The following is a 24,990-nucleotide window of genomic DNA, read 5'->3' as shown; positions in this document are numbered from 1 at the left end:
CCGGCCGCCTCACCGGTACTCGAAGATCGACCTGAATATTCCGGGCGCGATCACCGACAGCGGGTTGACGTCCAGTTTCGGCTTGTTGGCATCGCCCCTGAGCCGGTAGGTCACGCCGATCAGGCCGCGATCGCGGCCATTGCCGAGCAGCGCGCCGAAGAGCGGCAATTCGCCGAAGATGCGGTTGAGGCCATAGACCGGCATGAACGTGCCGGTCATGTCCATGTTATTGTTCTGGTCATAGAGCGTGCCCTGGAAAGTGGTGCCGATACGCGGGCCGCGCAGCACGCCATTGGCCAGCTTGAGATAACCGGCGCCCTTTTCGATCTCGGAAAAGCCGCGCTCGAACTTCACTCTCGACGTGTCGATATTGGCTTTGACAGCTTCGTTGAGGCTGCGGCTGTCGCCCGCCGGCGTCGTCGATACGAGCGAGGCGAGTTTCGGCTCGTTGACCACGAAGAAGTTGTGCGAGTCGACCTGGCCCCTCATCGGCCCATCGCTTGCCCCGGTGAGCGCCAGCGTGATCGAACCGCCCTCCATATGCTCGTAGATGTTGAGGAACCGCAGGATGGCGCCGGCATCGGCCGACGTCACGTTGAGGGCGCGCCTGCCGGCGCCGGTCGTATTGCTGATGCTTATGGCAGCACCCGAACTTGCCGTGGCGCTCACCTTGAGCCCGTTCACCCTGGAGCCGGCGGCGCTGTAGTCGAGCTTGAGGTTCGACAGTCTCTCGTTGTGGAAGCCGGTCAGGGAATTGACATCGGCACTCACCGAAATCGCGTCGGACCCCGTGGCCTTGGTGGCGGTGTCGACATCGGACGTGAATTGCTTGATCAGCGAGCGCGCGTCCAGCGCGTTGCCGCTGATGTCGACCGCGTAGCCCTTGCCCGATCGTTTCACTGACACGGCAACGTTGTCTCCCCGGTTCAACGTGACCTTGCTGAACCGCGCCGAGGACAGGGCGCCGTTGACCAGCACCACGCCGCCGTCGATTGAAAAAGTCTTTCCATCCAGGTCGAAGTCGGACAGCGTCGTGGTGTCGCCGGACTTGGCCATGGCAAATGTGACATTGGCTGGAATGCCGGGTCCCTTGCTCCAGCCTGCCCAGGGAATATCCAGCCTGGCATTGGTCAGATCCGCCGAAACAGTCTGGTTGCCCGTGCCGCTCTTGTCGATCGCAACCTTGATGGTTCCGGAAAGCAGCGGCGACAGGCCAGGCATGGCGGCTGCACGCATCTTGTCGTCGAGCACCAGCGCCACTTTCCGGCTGCGTGGCGGTCCGCCATCCCTAAGCGGCTCGATCAGGTCGAGTTCGGCTGGAATGCCGTTGAGCAGCGCCTTGGCTGATATCACGGCCTTCTCGGGTTCGACCGTGATCGAACCATCGGCGTCCGTCACCGTCTGGTCTTCGAACGGCTTGCCCAGCGACAGGTCTTTGTAATCGAGCGTCACCAGCCAATCGAGTTTCGAGCTGTCGACGCCGGACTGCAGCGGAATGTCCGCCTTGACGTGGCCGGTCACCGTGCCGGACAGTTCGTCCGGCAGCAGGCCGACATGGCGCATGGCGTTGATCGGCTCGTAGGAGGCGAGTTCGGCGATTGCCGACGCCTCCCCGGCGACGTCGATATCGAGCGCGCCGATCACCGGCGGGCGGTTCGCCGCTTTGATCTTCAACGTGCCGTTGCTTGCCGCCACCGTGCGGCCGCTGGCCATATAAACGTTGCCCGAGGACAAAGCGACGTCGACGTCATTGCCGTGGAATTCGACAACACCGACGGCATCGCGTATCGGCGGAATGTGACCGGCCGTATCGAAGCGCGATCCTTCGATCTGGAAACGGCCGAACACTTCATCTGATGAAAGCGGTATCCCGTTGCCCATGCGCCCGGGCACGACCTGGAACTGCAGGCTCGCGTCGACGACGCGGCCGCCGAACAGGTTCTTCAGCACCCAAAGGCGAGCATTTCGCGCGGAAAACCAGGGCCACAACTGCTTGACATGCGAGACCGGCATGTCGTGGACATTGAAGGCAACAGATATGCCAGGCACCTTTCCCTCGACGAACTCGACCGAAGCCGTGCCCAGCGCCTCGCTGGCGGCTCCGGACCTGATCCCGATCTGCTCGGCCACGAGCTTGCGGCTCCTGGTCTGGTAGACGCCGGCGACGCGGGCGATGAAATCGAGCGCGGGTTCGGACGATTCCGAAGGCGACAGCGTCGAGCCGTCGCTGGTCAGGTCGTAGCGGTAGGATGGCTCCTCGCCCGCTGTCCCTGTCGCAGGCTTCGGTCCGATCGAACCGGCGAAATTGAAAATCGAGCGACCGGTTTTCAACAGCAGCTTGTCGACCTGGATCTTGTTCGAACCGGCGACAAGCGTGGCATTGAGATCGATGTCTGCTGGAAGCGAGCCGCGGGAGCCAAAATCTAGCACGGAACCGGCGAACGACAACGAGGCCGCCAGCCGCGACGCATTCTCGCCGGATCCTTCCGATCCCGCCAGCTTCAAGGCAATCGCGCCCAGCGTCCCGCCTGGCGCTGCCGCAGCCCCGTTAACCTCCGCTATCTCGACGCTGGCATCCAAAGCCGTCACGCGCCGCGTCGTCGTATCGCGGGTCGCTGAGGCGGTGATGGTGAGTGCCCTGCCGTCGACCTCCGCGTCGGACGAAAACTCCATGCCGCCCGGCCCCGACTGCCCAACGGTGGCATCTGTGATCCTGACCAGTTTGACCGACCCGGCCTCGGGCAGAACGACGTCGACATTGCGGAGGTCGATCCGGCGCATCGAATCCTCGCGCACCGCATCGAGCGCGTGGCTGACGCTGGCAAAGACCGTGCCGGCCAGTCTTTCCGGGTCGATGAGGCCGTCGTCATTGCGCAGCGCCGCCGTCCAGTCGCCACCCGACGGCAGCGCCGCCATAACGATGCGCGCATCGGAAATCCTGGCGCTGGTAAGCCGCACCTCGCCCGAAAGCAGCGGTATCAGCCTTATGCCGAAGCGGACACGCCCAGCATCGGCCATCGGTTTGCCGTCGGCGGTCTTGAGGCTGACGTCGCTGACCTGCAGCGCGATGAAGCTCGATCCGTCGATCGTAAGACGGGCCGGCCCGACCGCAACATCGACATCGACGCCGGCCAATTTCTCGATGGCCGTTTCCGCTTCGGCCCGCAGCCGCTCGGCGCCGAAACCGGACATGCCGATCGCATACACAGCGGCGGTGGCCAGCAGCACAAGCACCACAAGGCCGGCAAACAGGCGCGCAAGAATACGAAGGCCGCGGCCGATCGACGCCTGGCCGAGCGGCGGTACGCGGCACGCGGACGGGAAGGCACCCAGGTCGGTGATCTCATCACGCCTGAATCTGATCTTCTCGTGCTGCGGCTGCTCCTGATCCACACAATTTTCCGTTGAACGAACTCGACCGTGGACGAATCCCGGTGCGACAATATATCGATGAGGCTTCGCGCGTAACCACAAACAAGGGCATCGATATGGCTGATCTCGACCTCGGCGACCTTGCGCCGCAGTTCGACCTTCCCCGCGACGGCGGCGGCTCGCTCAGCCTCGCGTCATTGCTGGGAAAGCCGGTCGTGCTTTACTTCTATCCGCAAGACGACACCACAGGCTGTACCAATGAGGCGATCGGCTTTTCGCAGTTGAAGCCGGAGTTCGAAAAGCTCGGCGCCGCCGTCATCGGCCTGTCGCCGGACAGCGTCCGAAAACACGACAAATTCAAATCAAAATACGACCTGACCGTCGACCTCGTCGCCGACGAGGAGCGCAAGGTGATCGAAGCCTATCATCTGTGGGTCGAGAAGAAGCTCTATGGCCGCCGCTATATGGGCGTAGAGCGCGCAACGTTCCTGATCGGCAGCGACGGACGGATTGCCAAGATATGGCGGAACGTACGAGTCAAAGGCCATGCCGAGGCGGTGCTGGAGGCCGTCCGCGCGCTCTGATAGCGACGTTGGCTGTGGGCTGAGAGCCCCATGTGAGGCATGAAGCGCCGAAGCCTGCGCCTCATGCCCTCATGCCAATCCAGCTGCAACCCATGGGCTGCAAGGAGCTGGGCGCCAGCAACCGACCGTTAACCTTAATGATGTGTAATCAGGCTTGTCGTTGGTATCGTAACGAAAGCTTGGTCCCGTGAACGTAGCCAGTCAGTCAACGGTCTTCGGCAGGCGCAAGGAGCCCCACACGGTCATTATCGCCCGGGGCAACGAGGTCAGGCATTTCACGATACGTCCATGGGTTGCCGCATTTTGCGGCTCCGCGCTGGCGGCGATGGCCATAGGCTACCTGCTGGCGACCTCCTATCTCGTGCTGCGCGACGACCTGATCGGCGCGACCACGGCACGGCAGGCGCGCATGCAGCAGGCCTATGAGGACCGCATCTCCGCACTGCGCGCCCAGGTCGACCGGATCACCAGCCGTCAGCTTCTCGACCAGCAGCTCATGGAAACCAAAGTTGGCGAACTGCTGGAACGACAGACCCAGCTCAGCCTGCGCCACGGCCGCCTCGGCCCGCTCCTCGAACGCGGCGAGAGCGAAGTCGGAACGCCACCTGCCGCAGGCACTGCTGCGTCCGCAAAGCCGGAAAAACGCGCCGACGTAACCGACGCCCAGCCGCAGTCGTATTCGGTTGCCAGCGTCGGCGCCAACCTTGGCGCCGGCGATACCAGGCCGTTCTCCCTGTGGTCGACCCGCTCCGATCCGCTGCCGAGCGATACGGCGGCCGATCGTGCCGACAGGCTGTTCGTATCGATCAGCGAGTCGCTCAAGGCCATAGAGAGCCAGCAGCTCACCCGCATCACCACGCTTGCCGACAACGCCTACAGAAACGCCGATGCAATCTCTCAGGCGCTCGAGGCGGCTGGCCTGCCGGTCGACAGCGATTTTGGCAAGAGCGATACCGGCGGTCCGCTGATACCAATTGACAGTTCGATGACGTTCGACAGCAAGGTACGGGAACTCGACGAGGCGCTGGACGCGCTCGACCGTCTGAAGACGGAAGCGCGACGGCTGCCGCTCGCCAATCCCGCCCCCGGTCGCTCGGTCACCAGCCCGTTCGGCGTGCGCACCGATCCGCTCCTCGGCACCGCCGCGCTGCATTCGGGGATGGATTTCAGGGCGCCGACCGGAATGCCTGCCAAGGTGACGGCGCCCGGCGTCGTCGTCAAGGCCGGCTGGAACGGCGGCTATGGCCGCATGGTCGAGGTCGATCATGGCAACGGCTTTGCGACGCGCTATGGGCATCTCAGCAAAATCAACGTGACCGTCGGCAAGAGACTCAATGCCGGCGACGTCGTCGGTAAGACCGGCAGCAGCGGCCGCTCGACCGGCCCGCATCTGCATTACGAGATCCGCCACAATGGCGAAGCCATCGACCCGCTGCGCTTCCTAAGGGTCGGCAAGAAGGTCGCGCAGTATCTCTGAAGCTCGCATCTTCTTCATTAAGACAGATCTGGCCGTTTTCCATCTGATAGCGGCCTCTGCTCCTGCTCCGTGTCGCTGGTGAACCCGGGACCGACGCCTGATGCGCGGAAGTCATTTATTATTTTTGAATTCCATTTGACTGAATAAATATTCGGTGCGAACCTCATGTCTCCTAGGGACGCAAGACATGGCACTGCGGGGGACCAATCAGGAATTCGGGAGGCCTTACAACAGGCGCATCGTCCTCGAATCCATCCGCCTTCACGGTCCGATCGCCCGCGGCGACATTGCCCGGCGGGTCGGGCTCACCGTGCAAACGGTATCGACCATCGTTCGCGAGCTGGAAGAACACGCCTACGTTCTGTCCCTGCGCGAAGAGCCGCGGGGGCGCGGGCTGCCTCCGGCGACCCTGCGGATCAACCCGGAGGGCGGCTATGCCGTCGGCATCCACGTCACTCCGCTGGGAATCAATGCGGCGCTGATCAATTTGAGCGGAGACGTGATCGAGAGCGCCTACCGCGAGGCCCCCAACGCAACGCCCGACCATGCCTTCGATCTGATCGGCGCGATGGTGCTTGAATTGACCCGACTGCGGCCTGGCGGTCGCGTTCTCGGCATCGGCATGGCGCTGCCCGGCCCTTTTGGGGTGGAGTCAATGAGCTTTATCGGCCCGACGACGATGACCGGCTGGAAGGACGTGGCGCTTCGGGAACGGCTGGAGGCCTCGACCGGGCTGCCCGCGTTTTTTGAGACCGACATGGCGGCCGCGGCAATGGGCGAGCGCCTGTATGGCCTCGGGACGGGGTATTCCGAATACTACTATCTCTATTTCGGAGTCGGTCTTGGCGGCGTCATGGTGCATGACGGAAGCGCGTTGCGCGGCGCCTGGGGAAATGCCGGCGAAATCGGACACATCCCTGTCGTGCCTGGTGGCGAGCCGTGCCCCTGCGGCAACCGCGGCTGCCTCGAAAGATACCTCTCGCTCGAGGCGCTGCGGCGCCGGAACATCAGCGACACCGATTGGGTTGATGAAGTCGGGCCGATCTTTCGCAACGCCATCACTATCATCGAGAACCTGTTCGATCCCGAAACCATCATCCTCGGCGGACTGGCGTCCACCGATTTACTTGAACGGCTGGCCGGTTCGGTTGCGAACCTTCCCAACTCGATCTCGGCGCGAAAGGACCGCACGGCGCCGCGTGTCACCGTCGCACGCGGCGGCCAGCATGCGGTGTTGCGCGGTGCCGCAGCGCTTGCCGTCTCAGGGGTGCTTTCGCCGCGCTTCGGCCAGATATTCACCGCCGAGCGCGAACGCGGGCGAGATATCCTGCAAGGCAAGGGGATCGCGGCATGAGTGAACCTCTGCTGGTGCTCGACAACGTCGCCAAGAACTATGGCGCGATCGAAGCGCTCAAGGGCATCAGCTTCTCGATCGGCAAGGGCGAGGTGGTGGCGCTTTTGGGTGACAATGGCGCCGGCAAATCGACACTGGTCAAGATCATCGCCGGCGGGCTGGAGCCGACCTCCGGTCGCATGCTGTTCGAGGGCAAGGAATTCCTGGCCAAATCTCCCGCCGAGGCCAAGGCGGCAGGGATCGAGACCGTCTACCAGGACCTCTCGCTTTGCACCAATGTCGACGTGGTGGCCAATTTCTTCATGGGCCGCGAGATCACCAGGAAATTTCTTGGCGTTGCCGTGCTCGACGAACCCGCCATGGAGCGGGTGGTCGAAAAGGCGCTGGCCAGCGCCGGCACGCGCATCCCTTCGCTCAGAACCAATGTCGAGCACCTCTCAGGCGGCCAGCGGCAGGCCATCGAGCTCAACCGATTCGTGCATTTTGGCGGCAAGCTCGTGCTTCTCGACGAGCCGTTCGCAGCACTCGGTGTCGAGCAGACGCGGCGCGGTCTCGACATGATCCGCCAGGTGGCGAGCCAAGGTATCGGCGTCGTCATCATCACCCATATCATGCAACAGGCCTTCCAGGTCGCCGACCGGATCGTGGTGATCCGGCAAGGCGTCGTGGCTGGCGATGTCGCGCGCAACAAAACAAGTCCCGACGCGGTGGTCAACATGATCACCGGAGAGACGCTCGCCGGTGCCGGACCGGCAGGCTGAGGGACAAACGAGGGGTCCGGCGCAAAAGGAGCGAACGACATGAAGAAAATACTTCTTGCTGTCTTCGGTATCCTGGCACTGGCCTTTGCCACGCTCACGCCGGCATTCGCCCAGTCCAAGGGCACCGTCTACTATCTGGTGCCGACATTGCTCGATGAATTCCAGACCGGCTCGGTGAGCGCTCTGGAGATGTTCCTGAAGCAGGTCGGCTACGAGATGAAGACGCTGAACGCCGATAACAAGACCGACGCTCAGCAATCGCAAATGAACGACGTCATCGCGCTCAAGCCGTCGGCGATCATTCTCGCTGCCGTCGATTTCAATGCGTTGAAGCCGTCTATCGAGGCCGCCCGCGCCGCCGGCATCGCGGTGGTCGAGTTCGATCGCCAGATCACCTCGACACCGTCCGACTTCACGTCGGTGGCGGGAACGGTCGAGATCGGCCAGATTGCCGCCGATCAGGCCGAGAAGCTCTTGAAGGCGAAGCACGGATCGGTGAAAGGCAAGATCCTCCAGGTGCTCGGCGATCCCGGCGACCCTTACACGCTCGACATCCAGAAGGGTTTCGAGGAGAAGATGAAGGCGTTCCCGGACGTCAAGATCATCTCGGTTCCGGCCATGCAATGGGCGGCGGATGCAGCCGGGACCATCGTCAACGACCAGTTGCTCGCCAACCCTGATATGGACCTGATCTTCAGCCATGCGGCGCACCTCTCGGTCGCCGCCGTCGCCTCGCTCGAGGCCGCTGGCAAGAAGCCGGGCGACGTCATGCTGATGAGCTCGAACGGTGCCCCGGTCGGCCTCGACCTCATCCGCAAAGGCTGGCTCAATGTCGAAGTCGAGCAGCCGCTCTACGCTCAGGCCGCCGCCGTCGCCATGTTCATGGACAAGGTCGTCAACAAGCAGGAGATCAAGCCGGGCGAGTACGACGTGCTCGGCCTGAAGTCCACCGTGACCATTGAAGCCTGGGGACCGAACATCAAGATCCCCGGCGCTGCGATCACCAAGGAAAACGTCGACAACCCGGCCTTCTGGGGCAATCTGAAGCCGCCCTCGGGCACCGTGAAGCCGGTTGAATAGCAAAGTCGCCTAGGGCTTCGGGCCACGCTGGCCCGAGCCCAGCCCCTGCAGCTCGGCGCGTCCGAACGGGCGCGCAAGGGACCTGCAACAAATTGAACCGCGCATGATCCTTTCCGAGAATCGATGCGCCAGCTGGATCAGCACATGAATCCCCGCACGCGCCACGCCCTCGAGTTCGCCCTCGACAACCTCGTCTGGTTCATGCTGGTCTTCGTGCTGGTGGTCTTCTCCATCTCCATTCCGAACTACTTCCAGCTGGGCATCTTCGCCAACATCATCGAGGCGTCGAGCGTGCTTGGCGTCATGTCGATCGGCCTGGCGCTGGTCATCATCACCGGACACATGGACCTGTCGGTCGAATCCGTGGCGGCACTCGGCGCCATGGCGGTCGGTATCCTGTTCTGCTCGGCGGGCATCGGCCTTGGCGTTCAATTGCAGCCGCAATGGCTGATGGTTCCGGTTTCGCTGCTGCTTGCCCTAGTTGTCGGCGGCATCATAGGCTCCATCAACGGCTATTTGGTCGTGAAGGTGAAGATGAGTGCCTTCATCATTACGCTCGCGTCCTACATCTGGGTGCGCGGCCTTGTGCTGGTCATTTCCGGCGGCCGCTCTGCGCAAGACCTTGCGCCGGCGATCCGCTGGTTCGGCATTCAGCGCCTCCTTGGCCTGCCCCTCACCGCCTGGATCGCCATTTCGTGTTTCGTAGTCTTCTCGCTAATCATGGCCAAGACACCCTTTGGAAGGCATCTCGTCATGATCGGCGGCAACGAGACTGCAACCTTCCGAGCCGGCATCCGCGTCAACCGCAACCTTGTTGTTGCCTTTGTTCTCGCTGGCGCCATCGCCGGCCTTGCCGGCTGGCTGCTGGCGATCCGCACCTCGGGCGCCACCGCCAATCTCGGCGTCGGCCTGCTGTTCAACGCATTTGCCGCCGTCGTCATCGGCGGTGTCAGCCTGAAGGGCGGCGTCGGCACCCTACCCGGCGTCTATGCCGGCGTGCTTTTGCTGTCGGCCATCAACACGGCGATCAACCTGATGGGCCTTCCGGCCAACTTCACCCAGGTGATCCACGGCCTGCTCGTGCTTGCCGCCGTGCTGCTCGACGCTTTCAAGCAAACCATTCGCCAGAGGCTGGCATGACCGGGCGTCTCAAAGACAAGGTCGCGCTGATCGTCGGCAGTGCGCGCGGCATCGGTAAGGGCATCGCACAGCGCTTTGCCGAAGAGGACGCGAAGCTGGTCCTGGCCGATACCGAGGTCGAGGCCGGGCAAGCGGCCGCGGACGAGTTCGGCGCTGTCTTCATCCGCACCGACATCTCGCAGCTGGCCGATGCGGAGGCCGCCGTTGCGCTGGCGCTCGACCATCACGGCCGTCTCGACATCATGGTCCAGAATGCCGGCATCTATCCCTGGCAGTTGCTGGAGAACACCAGTCCGGAGGACTGGGACCGCGTCATGGCGGTCAATTTGCGCGGCACCTTCAATGCCGCCCGTGCCGCACTCGTTCCGATGAAAGCGCAGCACTTTGGCCGCATGCTGTTCACCTCCTCCATCACCGGCCCGCACGTCACCAGCCCTGGTCACGGCCACTATTCGGCGACCAAGGCCGGCATCAACGGCCTGATCCGTTCGGCCGCTCTCGAATTCTCGGGCTATGGCATCACCGTCAACGGCGTCGAGCCCGGCAATATCCTCACCGAAGCAATCCAGCTGCATCGCGGCGCCGCCTATATAAAGAACATGGAGGACTCCATACCGCTCGGCCGCCTCGGCAGCCCGCGCGACGTGGCCAATGCTTTCCTGTTCCTAGCCTCCGACGACGCCAGCTACATCACCGGCACGACTATAATCGTCGACGGCGGGCAGCTGCTGCCCGAAGGCAAGGATTTCCGGCTCCTTCCGCCATGATCCTCGATTTCGGCGCCGGTTTTTTTCCTGCACCGGGCAACAGCGGCAGATCAAGCAGCACTTGCCATGGTTCGTCTCAAGAACGGCGACGAGGGCAAGGATCGTAGCCAAGCGACTTGGCTTCGCGCCGGAAGCTGCAGGCTGAGGCCTCGCCAGACGTGCCGCGGCGCCGAGGAAACAAGGCGTGAGTCGCGTTGATAAAACTCGATTCGCTACCAATACTTTAACATCGGTTTACCCGAAGTTGGTAACAGCAACGACGCTCGTTTTCATGATCAAGCAAAGGGCCTACCTTGCCGCAGCATTTCAGCTCTCCTTTCGGCCATCGGAGCGATTGCAACTGGGCGAGATCGCACCGCCACGAACACCTGACGGTCGCCGCGATGGCCGATGGGAAGCCTGGCGTCGACATGGTCCGGACACGCGGTGGACGGGACTCCGGTGGCGGGAGCCGGGCTTGAGCGTCATTCGCGCCCTGGAAGGTGCCGATCTTCCGGCAGTCGCAGGCATGTTTCAACGCGTGCTGCGCAAAGAGCGGACCGAAGCGCCGGCCTCGCTCATCGAATATATGAGACGGTTTTATCTGGAGGCGCCCGGTTGCGGAGGCGACCTCCGGTCGCTAGTCCATGTCAACGACGCCGGCCGCGTCTCCGGGTTTGTCGGCGTTCACGCATTGCCGATGCAGTTCAACGGCCGGCAATTACACGCCGCCATTTGCAGCTCGCTCATGGTCGAGGATCATGGGCGCGACCCGATGGCCGGAGCCCGCTTGTTGAAAGCTTACCTGGATGGTCCGCAGGACATCTCTTTCAGCGAGACGGCCAACGACATCTCCGCAAGGTTGTGGACACGGCTGCGTGGCGTGGTCCTGCCGCAATACAGTCTCGACTGGGTACGCGTGATGCGGCCGTCGAGCTTTGTGCTCAACCTTTCCGCCAGTCGCTTGAAGCTTGCCCGAATGCTCAATCCGTTTGCGCATGCCATCGACCGATTTTATTGCACGCGAATGAAGTCCAGCGAACGACGCTGGTCCGGTGTGGCGGCGGACGGGGCAGGCCATGGCGCCCTCCGGACGTCGGAAATCGACAGCGGCACATTTGCCAAGCTCGTCGAACCGTTGACGGCCCAGTTCGTCCTGCGCCCGGAGTGGGCGGAAGGCCAGCTCGATCATATCCTGGCCGATGCGGCACAAAAGCCGGATATGGGCGAGCTTGTCTTCGTTTCCGTGACATCGCCAGTCGGCACCAATGTCGGCGCATTCGCCTATCACGCGCGGAAAGATGAAATCGGTCGCGTGCTGCAGATTCTCGCCCTTCCCGGCCAGGCGGGTTCTGTGATCGACTGCCTGATCGATCATGCCGCCGTACGCGGCGTCAGCGGCCTGCGCGGACGGATTCAACCCGCACTTCTGGAAGCAATGCTTGGGCGACGCATAGCTTTCCTAACTGTTGCCTCGACCGTGGTGCATTCACGCGATCCAGAGCTTTTGGATGCCATGAAGAACTCGCAAGCTTTCCTGAACGGGCTTGCGGGTGAGCAGTGGAGCCGGCTGATCGGCGGCCGCTTCACCTGAAGCATTCAGTCGTGCGGGAGCGAAGTCATTGGCTGATCGTCGAAGTCCTTTGCCTTCGCTCAGTGGGAACGTCGCTAAGCGGCGAGACGTGACCCTGGTGGCGGCGCAAGGCGGTGACTGACGATCTGCCGGCCTCTGACACTGATCCGGCCCTGACTGTCAGGAGCTTCTTGACTATGCCAGGCGGTCACGAATGCCCTGCGATATGTTCGACAAGGCGAGGTGCTTCCTCGGCGATCGCCAAGATGATGCCTGACTTGCGTGTGGAGGCGAAGTCCAGCCCTGCGAAGTAAAGGCCCGGCAGGGCGGCCACGCCATCCGCGTGAACAGGCTGTCCCGCGCTGTCGAGCGCACCGGGAAGCCTCATCCAACTGAAATCGCCCTTAAAGCCCGTGCACCACACCACGCTCGTTACGCCGGAGCGGGAGAGATCGAGCGAACCGATCATCGGGTTCGGCTGACGCATCGCGACCGTCTCCGCCGGGTCGGGCTCCGCAAGGGGTGCATCGATCCCCATGCGGCTGATATAGTCGTCGACATGGCGTTTGACATTTTCGGAGGCTTCATCCGCAAAGCGGGCATTCGCTTCGAGATCGTCGGCAAACGAGAGGCTGCCGCCATCCTCGATGCCGGTGAGACGCCCAAGCAGCACGACACCCTGGGCGCTCAGCGCCTGAAGGCTTATCGTATGCGTCGACCCGAGCACGCCACGCGGCGGGATGCGTCCCGCAAGTCGAATGACTTCCTCCCGGCGCACGTCGAGAAACCCGCTTTCGAGCAGCCAGACCATGATGTCGCGACCCCGGTAGCGCCGTGGGAGCCGTCCGACACGACTGGTCGCAAGGAAGACTGCTCGGCCCGCGTCCGCCAATTCCTCCGCGATCTGAGCACCAGATTGGCCGCTTCCGACCACCAGCACCGCTCCGTCGGGCAGATCGGCAGCGCTGCGGTAGCCGGAAGCGTCGATCTGGCGGAGAGCTGGCGACAACGCGGCGGCCCAGACCGGGCGCACCGGACAATTCAGGCTGCCGCTCGCGACGATCACATTGCGCGCCCAAATCGTGCCGTGTGAGGTGGTCAGCCGATAGGCGCCATTCTCGCGCATGAGTTCGCTTACCGCAGTATCCGGTTCGATCGGCAGCGCGTTGCGCCCGGCGAAATCCTCAAGGAGAGTGACGAACTGATCGCGCGTCAGGGCACCATCCGGATCCGGACCGTCATAGCAATCGCCCGGCATGACGGTCTGCACGTTGGGAGTATTCATCCGAAATAAATCCCATCGCTGTGTGCGCCAGGTCTCTCCTATGCGGCCCCGCTCCAATACGCTGTGGCGCAGACCCCGTCGCGCCAGCCAATAGCTGACACCCAGGCCGGCCCAGCCGGCCCCGATGACGACAGCATCGAGAACATCGCCGCCATCGGTCATTTGCTGCGGTGATCTCATAATCGCCCCCGGCAACCTCGCCGCGCAGCATTAAGCCTTGTCCACGGCAACTAGTCCAGCACCGCCGATTTCCGTCCGACTGGCCGAGCGCATTCCGGTTCGCCAGCCTCTCGCCAGAGCGCAAGGCGAACCCGAGAACCTCCAACGTAGTCTCATCGAGAAACTCCTTTTGCTCCGTCCACGGAAAGCCGATCACAGATCAAGACGAACAGGGCAATGGGGGGCGGAACATCGGTCACCCTGAAGCGCTCGCCGTGGCTAGGTTTGAGAGCCAGTTCAGGTACTGATTTCCTCGACCTCATCAACGAGTTGCGGGCGCAGGTGCAGATAGCGCGTGGCTTTTCGCTTGGCGGTGATATCGGCCCAGACGCGTTCCACTTGTGAGGCGTCTAGTCCCGCCGCCTGTCCGACCACTTCGGCCGCCACGCCTTTGTTGAGGCCGAAAAGGCAAATATCCATCCGGTCATAGGGAAGCGAGAAGTAGAACTCCTCCTGCGTCTGCGCCAGCGAGTAGGTATCGGTGGTCGGCGGCCGTTTGCGGATTTCCTCTGGAACGCCGAGATAGGCCGCCAGCGCATAGACCTGCGTTTTATAGAGATGTGCGATCGGCTTGACGTCAGCCGCGCCGTCACCGTTCTTGACGAAGAAACCCTGATCGTATTCCAGCCGGTTCGGCGTTCCAAGAACGGCGAAGTTCAAGCGATCGGCATGATAATATTCGATCTGTTTGCGGGTGCGCTGTTTCATGTTGGTGGCGGCGACGACACCGAGATAGACCGGCAGCGGCATTCTTATTTTCGTCTGCTTGCCCTTGGGATCCTGCACCACCAGCGACGAAATATTGTAGCCTTCGCCCTCAAGCGCGTTCGCGATCACGATCTTCGAGGCCCAGCCTTCGCCATATTCCGGGACCAGTTCGCGGATGAAGGCGTCGCGACGCTCATAGCAGCCCATGGCACGCAGAGCCGGCCCGATATCCTCCACAATAGCCTCGACACCGAAAGTGTCGGCGACAAGGCGGCCGAGCCGCAGACTTTCCGGATCGGAATCGTTTTCCGGCATGAACAGGCACAATACATTCTGAGGCCCGACGGCTCGCGCGGCCAACGCCACCGAAACGCTTGAATCGATCCCACCCGAAAGACCGAGCGTGAGACCCCGCTTGCGAATACCACGCAACTGCTGGCGCAAAGCGGTGACGATCCTGTCCGTTTCGGCGGCGGGGTCGATCGCCAGGGCCTGCGCCAGAATGGTCTGGGCGTCGTCGCTGGGGCGAACACTCATTGCGCGGCCTCCATCATCTCTGCAGCAAGCCGGCGGCTGACCTTGCCCGTATCCGTTTTTGGTAATTCCGAGCGGAACTCGATGACCTTGGGGACCATGAAATCCTCAAGATGACGTGCGCAGTGGCGCATGACATCCTTTTCGCTTAGCTTCGGGTCCGAGCGTATCACGAGTGCGCCGATCGCATGCCCAAGCACCGGATCCGGCACGCCGACGACAACGGCCTCCGCGATGCCCGGATGGGCGTGAAGCACGGCCTCCACCTCCTTCGGGGCCACCTTCTCCCCCCGCGTCTTTATGATGTCGTCCTTGCGCCCGACGAAATAGAGAAAGCCATCCTCATCGGTCCTGAACAGATCGCCGGTATAGAGAACCTTCTCCCAAGGGTTTGGGCCAGGCCGCAGGGCCCGTTCGGTTGCTGCTTCGTTGCGCCAGTAACCCTGCATGACGTGCGGTCCGCGAATGACGAGTTCACCCGCTACGCCTGGCGGCACGCGTTGCCCGTGGTCGTCGACGACAAAGGCTTCGGTGTTCGGGATGGCTATGCCGACCGACCCCGGCCGGCGATCGAGCTCCTCGGGCGGCAGGTAGGTGCAGCGCTTGCATTCCGTCAGGCCATACATCGAATAGAGTCTGACACCGGGAAAAAGGAAACGCAGACGTTCTATGTGCGCCTGCGGCAAGGCCGCTGCCGTATTCGAAATATAGCGAAGGCTGGGCAGGAAGCCCGGCGTCAGGTCACGCATCTGCAGGATCATCGCCGCCATAGTTGGCACGAGCGGAAGACCGGTGACGCCCTCCTCGCGGATACGTTCAAAGACTGCTTGAGGAAAAGCGAAGGACTTTTCGAGCACCAGCGTGGCGCCGAGCCTGACGGCCATCAGCAACTGATAGAGGCCATAGTCGAAGGCAAGGGGAAGAACATTCAAAATGATGTCGTCTGGCGAGTTGCGCAGATAGGTGGTGATCGAGTCCGCGGCCGCGTCGCAATTGCGGTGCGTCATCATCACGCCCTTGGGCCGGCCCGTTGAGCCTGAGGTGTAGATGAGCATAGCCAGATCGACGTCGATGCCGCCGTGGTCGATCTCACTGGCTTCGAGCGTCAGGCAGTCCGCTAGGGATGCAGCCCCTGCCGGGCATTGGCCATCGCTACCAGCGGTGGAAGCCACGAAGATGCCGGTCTCGCCGCTCGATCCGCACGCCTCAGCGACCACGGGCATCAGTTTTGCCTGCGTGAGGATCGCGGCAGCGTCGCAATCGGCGATGATGTAGGCAAGCTTTTCAGCCTTGGTGGATGAGTTGATCGGACTGAACGTCGCTCCTGCCTTGAGGACGGCGAAAATCGAAACCGCGGCCTCCCAGCAATTGTCCATGAAGATCAGGACCCGGTCGTTGCGCCTGACGCCATTCACAAAAAGGGCGGCGGCCAGGCGGCTCGAAAGATCGTCCAGTTCTTCGAAGCTCAGCCTTTTGTCTTTGGTGATCAATGCCGTTTTGGCGGGATGGGCAGCGGCCTTCGCGGCCAGGAAATGTTCGATCCGCATGGACGCTCCTCGCCGCGGGCACCTACGCTGCCAGCGCCTTTGCTCTCGCACTGATGAAGGATGAGAGACGTTCAATCGAATCCAGATTGGCCGGTACGACGTCGGAATCGACCATCGCTATGCCGAAATCGTCTTCGATGAATGCCACCAATTCCAGCACGGCGGTCGAGTCGATGATGTCGTTCTCGATCAGCGAGTCTGTATCTGCAAGCTGGTATGACGTGTCGCCGAACAGGAAGTTGTCGACGATAAAAGTTCTGACCTTGTCCTTGATTGTAACCATTTTCTTTCCTTCCATTCTCAGGCTGCTCGTGCCGCACCGACCTCTTGGCCGGTGAAATTTTTCTGCCACAGCTGCGTCGACAAAATGCCGACGAAGGCCGCGTTGTCGCGAAACCCAGATACTGGCTGCGTGCGGCATTTCTCATGAAGGTTTGCCACCGCCTTGGCGTTGAATAGTCCGCCGGCAGCGATGCTCGCTTCGCTCAAGCAGTCGCGTACGTAATCCAGTTCTCCGGCTCCAACAAAGGAGCTGGCGTCCGGGGCTCGGTAAGGTTGTTTGGTGCGCCCCCGGATCGCCGTCGGAAGGAGGTGCTTGGCTGCCTTGCGAAGTATGTGCTTTTCCACCAATCCCTTCAGCTTCATCTCCGGCGGTAGTCTTGCCGCGAATGCCATCAAACGAGGATCGAGGAAAGGGAAACGTCCTTCGATTCCATGCGCCATCGCCATGCGATCGCCTTGGCTGGAGAGTATATAACCCGGCAGGAGGAAGCGGTTTTCGAGATATTGTGCCTGGTGCAGTGGATGCCACAGGGAAAATGCTTGGGGCAGCTGGCTGACAAGGTCCTCAGCCGCGTCATAGCCCTTCAACGTCGCACGCAGGTCGCCGGAAAAGAAAATCTTCGCCGCCGCCGTGGTCTTGAAGCGCGGCCGATGCGAGAACAGCGGATCGTCGAGCGCAACGTTACCGGCGCCGAAGAACGCAGCCAGGTACTCCACTGACTGCTGCTGCAGACCCGGCAGATAGGGATAAAGCCTGCGGAACAGCTGTGGCCTCATGCGCGATGCCGGCTGCCGCCCGCAGAACCGGCGAACACGCGCTTCCTTGAAGACATCGTACCCTGCGAAGACCTCGTCGGCGCCCTCGCCAGTCAGCACCACTTTCAGGCCAGCCTGGCGAACGAGGCCGGATAATTGATAGAGGGGGGCCGGGGCCGTGCGGATGATCGGCCGCTCGGCAAAGCGGATGACTTCAGGGAAGACACCGGCGATATCGCCGGCACGGCAGGCAATGGTTCGATGATGGGTGCCAAGTGCTGAAGCCATCTCGGTCTGGAAGGCGCTTTCGTCGTGCTCGGCGCTGTCGAACGTCACGGAAAATGTCTGCAGCTTGCGAGGAGTCATGCCGGCGGCAAGCGCCGAGACAAGGGACGAATCGAGCCCGCCCGAAAGATAAGAACCGACCGGCACGTCGGCGCGCATGCGAAGCCTCACCGCATCGGTCAAAAGGGCCTGCAGCTCCTCGGCCGCATCGTCCTCGTTCGTGACCGTCGACGGCGCATCCCGATGCGGATAGTCGAGGTGCCAATAGCGTTTGACCGTGACTTGCCCCTGAGTCGCGATCATCACGCTTGCCGGCTCCAGCTCATGGATATTGCGGAAAGCCGTGCGGGGAGCGATCGGCGCCCACAGCGTAAATATCTGGTCGAGTGCAATCGGATCGATTTCGGCTGAGACGCCGGGGACCTTCATGAGGGCTTTGATCTCCGATGCGAAGTAAAGCACGCCGTCCTTGTTCGTGTAGAACAGCGGCCGGACACCCATCCGGTCTCGTGCAAGCACCATACGCCGACGTCTGTTATCCCATATCGCGAAGGCGAAATCGCCGTTCAGAAGCGGCAGGCAGTCTTCGCCCATCTCGTCATACAGGTGCAGGATGACCTCTGTATCGCTCGACGTACGGAAGCGCCGGCCCTTGGCTATCAGCCCTTCGCGCAGTTCCAGGTAGTTGAAAATCTCGCCGTTGAACGCAATGGTCAAGTTGCCTGACACGTCGGACATCGGCTGCTGACCATCACCGATCCCGATTACAGATAGTCGCGCATGCCCGAGGCCAGCGTCGGGTGTTACAAATTTCCCTTGCTCATCCGGCCCGCGATGGGCGATCGCAGCTATCATGCGTGCAAGCAAAGCTTCCGCATCCCGGATCGAACCTAAATAGCCCCCGAATCCGCACATTACCTAAGACTCATATATCAGCGAGGTACGAAACATAACCTCAATAGTTTCCTCAAGCGTTAACCGGATAACCTCGACTAACACGTGGTTAACAATAATTAAAAAACAAAGGTACTTTTTTAGATTTATTATATCATCCTTATAGAGAAGTATATTTCATCGCTAAACGCAACTTTTGTTCGAGCAACGGCGACGCAGTCGCGTTGCCGCCCATGGCCGGCTCAGTGGGTCCGTCACAGATCGCTTGTTCGCTCGATGGATTTTGCAATCCCGAACCGCCCGATCTAACCCGACAAACGTGCGGAAACTAAAAAGCGCTTAGTTTGCCTCGAAGTCAGCGAGCGCATCCATCACGGAGTATACTCGACATGGCCGTTGATTTGTCGCAATCATCCCCTGTCGAGCCGCGACCAAGCGCCGGCACTTGCATAAGACAACACACATACGGGGAGGTTCGCGAAAGTGATCTCGACAGGGTCGCCGGCTGGAGCCGCATCACCAGCCGGCTCCGCGCGGGAGCGCACTCACTTCGCCGCCGCGAGTCGCCGGTCCAGCGCGTCGAGCACCCGACGCGTCAGGGCCGGATAGTCGCCATCGAAATGGTGACCTCCATTGATAGCGATCACACCGATGCCCAAGGATTTCAGCGCCGGACAGGCATCGTCCTCTTCCTCCGTGCCATAGATGCACTGCACGAGCGACGGATCGATCGCCTTGATGTCGTCGACCGGGTCGCCGGCGCTCCCCTCGCCTTCAGCGCCGAGCCAGCCGAGGACGGAAATCTTGTAGTCAGCCTGATGCGATAGCGCCATGAGCGTGACTTGGCGCACTACAGTGCGGGTCGCGGGCGGAAGCAGATTGTAGGTGCGCGGCAGGATATCGGCGCCGAAGGAATATCCGATCAGCAGCACGCTGCGGACATTCCAGCGCTTTCGATAATAGCTGATGATCCGGGCGAGATCGTCGGCGGTCGCCTGCGGCTGGCGCTCGGACCAGAAATAGCGGAGCGAATCGATCCCGACCACCGGCACACCCTGCTGCTGCAGGGCATTGCCGACCTCCCTGTCGATATCGCGCCAGCCACCATCGCCGGAATAGATCACGGCCATGGTGTCGCGTGACGGTTTCGCGTCGAGGACGGTGAGCGGCAGACCGAACGGGTTGTCTGTTTCGTCGCCCTCCTGCAGATATTCCGAGAGTGCGCCGGACAGGGCGGCATAGGCGTCGTCCTCCGTGTCCGTGGTTTCGATGTCCGGGTGCTTGTCCACCAGCGCGGCGACATGTTGACGCCCCTCGGCGGACGCCGCGGTTGAGAACGTGACGCTGACCGGGTCCGGCAAGGGGCCGTCCGTCAAGCCATATACCATACGGCCGCTCTTCGTCTCCTTCTCGGCCGGCGTGCAGAGCTGCTTGGTCAAGGCAATGCCCGCTTCGGGATCGACTGCGAGGGTCTTGCCGATCGTTGCGGCGGGAGATTGGGCGGCGATCGCCAGCGCCATAGCACCGCCGGCGCCGACCCCGGCGACGACCGGCGGCCGGTAGGCACCGCTAGCGGCGGCGCGTTGAACCTGCTGGCTCAAGGATTCGATATCCGAGACCGTGTAAATGCAATCTCCGTCGTCCTTGGCTAGCGCGGCCAGATAGGCCTTGAGATCGATGCCTACGACGATTGCATAATCGCCGGAAAGCGAGTGCGCAATAGCATCTTCCTTTTCCGTCCAGCCGTCCGCGCCGGAAAGCAGCACGACGAGCCCGGATGCGTCCTGCTTCGGCAACAATATATGTGGCGACGGGATCATGCCGGTGTCGAATCTCGCCTCTTCGGCCGCTGAGGGGAGGCTTGCCGCCGCAGCAATCAGCGTCGCCAAGGCAGCGCCTTTCCAGATCCTTGCTATGCGGGTCATTTCTTGATCACTCCCTTGATGCCGCCGCCGATCAGGAACGTCGCATCCATGAGCGCGAGGATGGGACTGAGACCGCCGCTCGCCGCCAGATAGCGGGGCTGCCAGTGCGGGTGGAACTTCGACTTGAAGGCGCGCAGACCTTTGAAGTTGTAGAAGCGCTCGCCGTGCTCGTAGAAGGTCCGGCCGGCGCGATCCCAGACCGGCGCCGTGCTGCGGGAGGACATGCCGGAAAGCGGCGCCATGCCGAGATTGAAGCGCCGGTAGCCTTGCGCCTTGAGGTATTCCATCACTTGCGCGAACAGGAAGTCCATCGACCCCTTCGGCGCCTCCGACGAAAAACGCATGAGGTCGACCGAGCCCTGCTCCCTCGTGCCCGTGAGGAGGATGTTAGCGAATGCGACGATGCGCCCCTTGCATTTAAGGATCGCAACCGGCTGCGTTACGAGATATTGCGGATCGAAGGCGCCGAGCGAAAAGCCCTTCTCCCGCGCATTGTGATGGGCAAGCCAGGCATCGGAGATGGCGGCGAGTTCCGGCAGGATGGCCGGCACGTCCGCGGGGTCCACCACCGAGAACTCCAGACCATCGCGCTGGCCGCGGCCCACCTGGTGGCGCAAGGTCGCCCATTTGCCGCCCTTCATCTCGAAGCGGGTGAGATCGACCTCTGCAAGCTCACCGAGGCGGAAGGCCCTCAAGCCTGCATCGGCGTAATGGGCAAGCCCGCGCGGAGAAACCTGGTAGAAGACTGCCCGGCAGCCATTGGATCGTGCCGTCTCGATGAACTGCCAGATGAGGTCCGGCCAGGCCTCCACCGGACCAACAGGATCGAAAAGCGCGACCCAGGAGCGCCCCCAGCGGCCGTACATGATGAAGGCGCGGCCGTCGGCAGAGAACATGATGCTCTTGTCACCCATGCGCACGAGATTGGCGTCTGACATGTCCTGCGTCTCGAGGATGGCGATCGCCCGCTCCATATCCTCATTGGAGGCCGGCGCGATAGCAGTCGCGGCTGGACGCATCAGACTCCAGATCGCCACCGCGCTCGCGCCGATCGTCACTCCGAGCAGCGCACGAAGACCCCGCGGCGCCTCCGCCGAGAATTCGAACTGCCACCAGAGCTCGTGGCTGTATTCGACATTGCGATAGACGAACAGCAGGACGACGAAGGCGCCGAGGCAGACAACGCCGAGTGCCGTCAGCCAAGGTACGGTCAGGGCCTGACCGAAGAGCGAGGCTCGATGAACGAAAAGGCGCCGGCTTGCCAGCAGGCCGACGAGGAAGAAGGCAAGCATGCCGGCCTCCATGAGCGCCACCGCCTTCAGCAGCGAAAGCATGAGTGCCGCGGCCGCGAGCACGACCGATCCCCACCAAGCCCCGTCGAGGCGCAGCGCCAGGCCACGCGCGACGATGAAGAGCGCGAGGCCCAAAATGCTCGCGAGGAAGTGCGCGCCTTCGATGATGGGGAGCGAGACGTAATTCGCGAGGAAGGCGAGATTCTCGTCCGGTGTCGGCGTCACGCTGGAAAGCACCAGCATGAGAGAGAGGACGAGCGCGAGTGTGGCGAGCAGAAGCGGCGTCATTCGACCGCCGGCACGGCGGATGCTTGAAGCCACCGGATGGCCGGCGAGCTGGCGAACCTCCATGCCGATGATCACGACGATGGCGATCAGCAGCGGCAGCACATGATAGATGACGCGATAGAGGACGAGCGCGCCCAGGATCGCGTCGACATCGGCCGCATGCCCAAGCGTCGCGACGATCACGGTCTCGAAAACACCGAGCCCGGCAGGCACGTGGCTGAGCACGCCGAGCCCGACGGCGATGGAGTAAATGGCAAGAAAAGCCGGCCAGCCGATCGTTCCGGTCGGCAGGAGCACATAGAGAACCGTGGCGGATGCCGCGAGATCGAGCGCCGTCACCAGGAACTGACGCGACGATGTCCTGGAATCCGGTAGACGCAGAGTGAAGCGACCAATGCTCACCTCATGGCCGCTGCGCCCGGCTATCTGGACCGCGAGCAGGCCGGCAAGCACGATGCCGGCTATCGTGCGCAGCCAGAACGCATCGAGGCCGGTGAGCGGCGCGACGTATTCGCCGACGGCAAGCAGGCTCAGACAGGCGACGGCCGCGAGGCCCAGCCCGAAGGCGAGTGTCACGAACGCGATAACGCGGGCAATGTCGTCAGGCGCTAGGCCGAGCCGTGAATAGGATCGATATCGGATCGCGCCGCCGCTCAACGGCCCGAAGCCCGCGGTGTTGCCGACCGCATAGGCGCAGGCGGCCGTCAGCGCGACATCCGCATAGGGGAGCTTGCGCCGAACATAGTCGAGGGCGCCGACGTCGTAGAAGGTCAGCGCCAGGAAACTCAAGCCGGTGAACAGAATGGCCGCAACCACTGAACGCCAGCTCGTATCGGCTAGTGCCGAGACGACGTCGTCATATCGGACCTCTGCCGTCAGATGGAAGATCGCGGCTCCGAAGAGCGCGATCACGACGAGCGTGCCGATGGCGGAGAGATAGTGTTGGTTGCGCCTCAGGAACAGCCACCTCCCGGTTCCAGTCAACCGAATCTGATTTGCTTCAGCCCTGCTGGTGTCGGCGCCGGTGGCGAGAAGTACCGGCACCTTGGCTGCGAGCGGCGCGATCGCTATTCCGCCGAGCATCGAGCCGAGAGCGACCATGGCGATGACAACACGGCTATACATTACATGCACTCCGTTTTCTGGGAGCGAGGCATGAGGAAATCATGCTCATTCCCTTCCATGATAAGGACCCGGTTCCATGAATTCGGAGGCTCGCGCCGAGCCCGCAAAGCTGTGGACACCGCTGCATCTCAGAAGAACTGGGTCGGCAGATCGAGGGGCTACGTGCAGCCCGCATGTTGCGGGCTGCAGATCCTGGAGTCCCTCCAATCCAAGACAACTAACGAGCCCCGGGTTCGGGCCCCGTTAGGGATGAGCCTGCGACTGGGTTACGCGTGGTCGAGAGGCAGTGCGACGAAACGGGTGGTGCCGCCCGACTGGACCCGCACCAGCGCAGCAGACTTGCCTTCCTTCCGGAGCGACATCAGGTCCTGGCGGAAATCCTTGGCATTCGACACCGCCTTGCCGCCGACGTCGAGGATGATGTCGCCGGTGGAGAGACCATGCTGTGCGGCCTCGCCATTCGGATCGACGGCGACGACGACCATGCCTTTTTGGCCGGGACCGGCCACCTTGCTTGCCGGAGCAATCAGAAGACCGAGATTCTGCTCGTTGGGCGGTACGCTGCCACTGGCGTTTGCCGCGACGACCTCAGGAGTACGATCGGCGGGCATCGTGCCGAGTGTCAGCGAGATGTCCTGCACTGCGCCATTGCGGAGCACGCTCAAAGTCGCTGAACTGCCTGGCGCCATCCTTCCGATCTTCTGCGCCAGTTCACGCGGATCGTTGATCGCGGTGCCGTCGACGGCGGTGATGACATCGCCCGGCTTGACACCGGCCTTCGCCGCCGGCCCGTTCGGCTCGGCCTCGTCGATGAGCGCGCCCTTCGCCTGTTTCAGCCCGAGGCTGTCGGCGATATCCGGGGTGATCTGCTGTTGCTGGATGCCGAGCCAGCCGCGGGTGATATAGCCCTTGTCCTTCAATTCGGCGATCACGGCTTTTGCCGTATCGGCCGGAATGTCGAAGCCGATGCCGACCGAACCTCCAGAGGGCGAGAAGATCGCCGTGTTGACACCGATCACATCGCCATTGACGTCGAAGGCAGGCCCGCCCGAATTGCCGCGATTGATCGGCGCATCGATCTGGATGAAATCGTCATAGGGACCGGCGCCGATATCGCGCCCCTCGGCGGAAACAATGCCGGCAGTGACCGTGCCGCCGAGGCCATAGGGGTTGCCGATCGCGATCACCCAGTTGCCGACACGCGGCCGCTCGTCGGCAAATTTGACATGCGGAAAATCGCTGCCGTCGACCTTGATCAGGGCAAGGTCGGTCTTCGGATCGGTGCCGACGACCTTTGCGCTGTAATTCTGCCCGTCATTGGTCGTGACCTCGACCAATTTGGCATGATCGACGACATGATTGTTGGTGACGGCATAGCCGTCCGCCGAGATGAAGAAGCCGGAGCCCTGGCCGATTATCACTCCGCTTCCGCCACCGCTATCGGGAGAACCGTCTTGACCCTCGTCTGCGGTCTGTTGCGATCCGTCGAGTTCCACCCGCACGGAAATGACCGCAGGCTTCACCCGCGCAACAATATCGGCAAAATCGCCCGGCTCAGCCGCGGCTGGTGGTGTCGCCGCCTGCGCCGCAGCATTCCAGCCCGGCGCATTAGCACGGTGTAGCGCGACGGGTTCCATCACGATCGCCCCGAGACTCAGCACGGAGACGGACGAAAGGGCTGCCAGAGCCGCCGTCAAGCGGCGAGCCCGCGAGTTCTTGGTTTTTACAGATCTGGCCATGACATGTTTCCTTCTAGTAAGTCG

At 62.3% G+C, this 24,990-nt stretch carries 17 protein-coding genes; 8 read left to right on the top strand and 9 right to left on the bottom strand.

Going from position 1 to position 24,990, the window contains the following annotated elements:
* Positions 1-9: 9 nt before the first annotated feature.
* Complete coding sequence (locus ACWUKX_RS08285) at positions 10-3,393, bottom strand: hypothetical protein (RefSeq protein ID WP_456005655.1); 3,384 nt, start codon at positions 3,391-3,393, stop codon at positions 10-12.
* A gap of 95 nt (positions 3,394-3,488) precedes the next feature.
* On the opposite strand from ACWUKX_RS08285, the gene ACWUKX_RS08280 reads away from it, so the two are divergent.
* The 8 genes from ACWUKX_RS08280 to ACWUKX_RS08245 all read left to right on the top strand — a co-directional run bounded on the left by ACWUKX_RS08280 (position 3,489) and on the right by ACWUKX_RS08245 (position 12,108).
* On the top strand, positions 3,489-3,956 hold the full coding sequence (locus ACWUKX_RS08280; protein WP_095521882.1) for a peroxiredoxin: 468 nt from the start codon (positions 3,489-3,491) through the stop codon (positions 3,954-3,956).
* A gap of 187 nt (positions 3,957-4,143) precedes the next feature.
* The gene (locus ACWUKX_RS08275) at positions 4,144-5,433 is read left to right on the top strand and encodes a M23 family metallopeptidase (protein ID WP_456005651.1); all 1,290 of its coding nucleotides are present in this window, start codon (positions 4,144-4,146) and stop codon (positions 5,431-5,433) included.
* 187 nt (positions 5,434-5,620) lie between these two features.
* Positions 5,621-6,787, top strand: a complete 1,167-nt coding sequence (locus ACWUKX_RS08270; RefSeq protein ID WP_456005648.1) for an ROK family transcriptional regulator — start codon at positions 5,621-5,623, stop codon at positions 6,785-6,787.
* Positions 6,784-7,548 (top strand): ATP-binding cassette domain-containing protein, encoded by a 765-nt coding sequence (locus ACWUKX_RS08265; protein ID WP_456005646.1) that lies wholly within the window; start codon positions 6,784-6,786, stop codon positions 7,546-7,548. Before ACWUKX_RS08270 ends, ACWUKX_RS08265 begins: the two co-directional genes overlap by 4 nt.
* Positions 7,549-7,587: 39 nt before the next feature.
* Entirely contained in the window at positions 7,588-8,628 is a 1,041-nt protein-coding gene (locus tag ACWUKX_RS08260; RefSeq protein ID WP_456005643.1) for a sugar ABC transporter substrate-binding protein, read from the top strand.
* Between the two features lie 144 nt (positions 8,629-8,772).
* Positions 8,773-9,768 carry an ABC transporter permease gene (locus tag ACWUKX_RS08255; RefSeq protein WP_456005641.1) on the top strand — a complete coding sequence of 332 codons (996 nt, stop codon included), beginning with the start codon at positions 8,773-8,775 and terminating at the stop codon, positions 9,766-9,768.
* Positions 9,765-10,535 (top strand): SDR family oxidoreductase, encoded by a 771-nt coding sequence (locus tag ACWUKX_RS08250; RefSeq protein WP_287339234.1) that lies wholly within the window; start codon positions 9,765-9,767, stop codon positions 10,533-10,535. Before ACWUKX_RS08255 ends, ACWUKX_RS08250 begins: the two co-directional genes overlap by 4 nt.
* A gap of 457 nt (positions 10,536-10,992) precedes the next feature.
* Positions 10,993-12,108 carry a hypothetical protein gene (locus tag ACWUKX_RS08245; protein WP_456005923.1) on the top strand — a complete coding sequence of 372 codons (1,116 nt, stop codon included), beginning with the start codon at positions 10,993-10,995 and terminating at the stop codon, positions 12,106-12,108.
* A gap of 187 nt (positions 12,109-12,295) precedes the next feature.
* Here the strand turns inward: ACWUKX_RS08245 and ACWUKX_RS08240 are convergent, their stop codons facing one another.
* The 8 genes from ACWUKX_RS08240 to ACWUKX_RS08205 all read right to left on the bottom strand — a co-directional run bounded on the left by ACWUKX_RS08240 (position 12,296) and on the right by ACWUKX_RS08205 (position 24,966).
* The gene (locus ACWUKX_RS08240; protein ID WP_456005639.1) at positions 12,296-13,534 is read right to left on the bottom strand and encodes a flavin-containing monooxygenase; all 1,239 of its coding nucleotides are present in this window, start codon (positions 13,532-13,534) and stop codon (positions 12,296-12,298) included.
* A 294-nt stretch (positions 13,535-13,828) separates the two neighbouring features.
* Positions 13,829-14,836 carry an NAD(+) synthase gene (gene nadE / locus ACWUKX_RS08235; protein ID WP_455838171.1) on the bottom strand — a complete coding sequence of 336 codons (1,008 nt, stop codon included), beginning with the start codon at positions 14,834-14,836 and terminating at the stop codon, positions 13,829-13,831.
* Complete coding sequence (locus tag ACWUKX_RS08230; RefSeq protein ID WP_456005636.1) at positions 14,833-16,380, bottom strand: class I adenylate-forming enzyme family protein; 1,548 nt, start codon at positions 16,378-16,380, stop codon at positions 14,833-14,835. Before ACWUKX_RS08230 ends, nadE begins: the two co-directional genes overlap by 4 nt.
* 22 nt (positions 16,381-16,402) lie before the next feature.
* A complete protein-coding gene (locus tag ACWUKX_RS08225; protein WP_029353536.1) occupies positions 16,403-16,663 on the bottom strand; it encodes an acyl carrier protein in 261 nt (86 codons plus the stop codon).
* Between the two features lie 17 nt (positions 16,664-16,680).
* Complete coding sequence (gene asnB, locus ACWUKX_RS08220) at positions 16,681-18,618, bottom strand: asparagine synthase (glutamine-hydrolyzing) (protein ID WP_456005633.1); 1,938 nt, start codon at positions 18,616-18,618, stop codon at positions 16,681-16,683.
* Between the two features lie 524 nt (positions 18,619-19,142).
* Positions 19,143-20,522: a virulence factor family protein gene (locus ACWUKX_RS08215; RefSeq protein ID WP_456005630.1), complete on the bottom strand. Its 1,380-nt coding sequence runs from the start codon at positions 20,520-20,522 to the stop codon at positions 19,143-19,145.
* Positions 20,519-23,227, bottom strand: a complete 2,709-nt coding sequence (mprF, locus tag ACWUKX_RS08210; RefSeq protein WP_456005628.1) for a bifunctional lysylphosphatidylglycerol flippase/synthetase MprF — start codon at positions 23,225-23,227, stop codon at positions 20,519-20,521. Before mprF ends, ACWUKX_RS08215 begins: the two co-directional genes overlap by 4 nt.
* A 266-nt stretch (positions 23,228-23,493) precedes the next feature.
* The gene (locus ACWUKX_RS08205; protein WP_456005626.1) at positions 23,494-24,966 is read right to left on the bottom strand and encodes a trypsin-like peptidase domain-containing protein; all 1,473 of its coding nucleotides are present in this window, start codon (positions 24,964-24,966) and stop codon (positions 23,494-23,496) included.
* Between the last annotated feature and the right edge of the window lie 24 nt (positions 24,967-24,990).

The organism is Mesorhizobium sp. f-mel (genome assembly GCF_053850215.1).
Note: the sequence above shows the minus strand (reverse complement) of the source record. Positions and strands in the feature narration are given on the sequence as shown.

Excerpts from the sequence above, each read along its gene's own strand:
- ACWUKX_RS08280 (WP_095521882.1), top strand. The coding sequence starts at position 3,489 with ATGGCTGATCTCGACCTCGGCGACCTTGCGCCGCAGTTCGACCTTCCC.
- ACWUKX_RS08270 (WP_456005648.1), top strand. The coding sequence starts at position 5,621 with ATGGCACTGCGGGGGACCAATCAGGAATTCGGGAGGCCTTACAACAGG.
- ACWUKX_RS08265 (WP_456005646.1), top strand. The coding sequence starts at position 6,784 with ATGAGTGAACCTCTGCTGGTGCTCGACAACGTCGCCAAGAACTATGGC.
- ACWUKX_RS08260 (WP_456005643.1), top strand. The coding sequence starts at position 7,588 with ATGAAGAAAATACTTCTTGCTGTCTTCGGTATCCTGGCACTGGCCTTT.
- ACWUKX_RS08255 (WP_456005641.1), top strand. The coding sequence starts at position 8,773 with ATGAATCCCCGCACGCGCCACGCCCTCGAGTTCGCCCTCGACAACCTC.
- ACWUKX_RS08250 (WP_287339234.1), top strand. The coding sequence starts at position 9,765 with ATGACCGGGCGTCTCAAAGACAAGGTCGCGCTGATCGTCGGCAGTGCG.
- ACWUKX_RS08240 (WP_456005639.1), bottom strand. The coding sequence starts at position 13,534 with ATGACCGATGGCGGCGATGTTCTCGATGCTGTCGTCATCGGGGCCGGC.
- nadE (WP_455838171.1), bottom strand. The coding sequence starts at position 14,836 with ATGAGTGTTCGCCCCAGCGACGACGCCCAGACCATTCTGGCGCAGGCC.
- ACWUKX_RS08230 (WP_456005636.1), bottom strand. The coding sequence starts at position 16,380 with ATGCGGATCGAACATTTCCTGGCCGCGAAGGCCGCTGCCCATCCCGCC.
- ACWUKX_RS08225 (WP_029353536.1), bottom strand. The coding sequence starts at position 16,663 with ATGGTTACAATCAAGGACAAGGTCAGAACTTTTATCGTCGACAACTTC.
- asnB (WP_456005633.1), bottom strand. The coding sequence starts at position 18,618 with ATGTGCGGATTCGGGGGCTATTTAGGTTCGATCCGGGATGCGGAAGCT.
- ACWUKX_RS08215 (WP_456005630.1), bottom strand. The coding sequence starts at position 20,522 with ATGACCCGCATAGCAAGGATCTGGAAAGGCGCTGCCTTGGCGACGCTG.
- mprF (WP_456005628.1), bottom strand. The coding sequence starts at position 23,227 with ATGTATAGCCGTGTTGTCATCGCCATGGTCGCTCTCGGCTCGATGCTC.
- ACWUKX_RS08205 (WP_456005626.1), bottom strand. The coding sequence starts at position 24,966 with ATGGCCAGATCTGTAAAAACCAAGAACTCGCGGGCTCGCCGCTTGACG.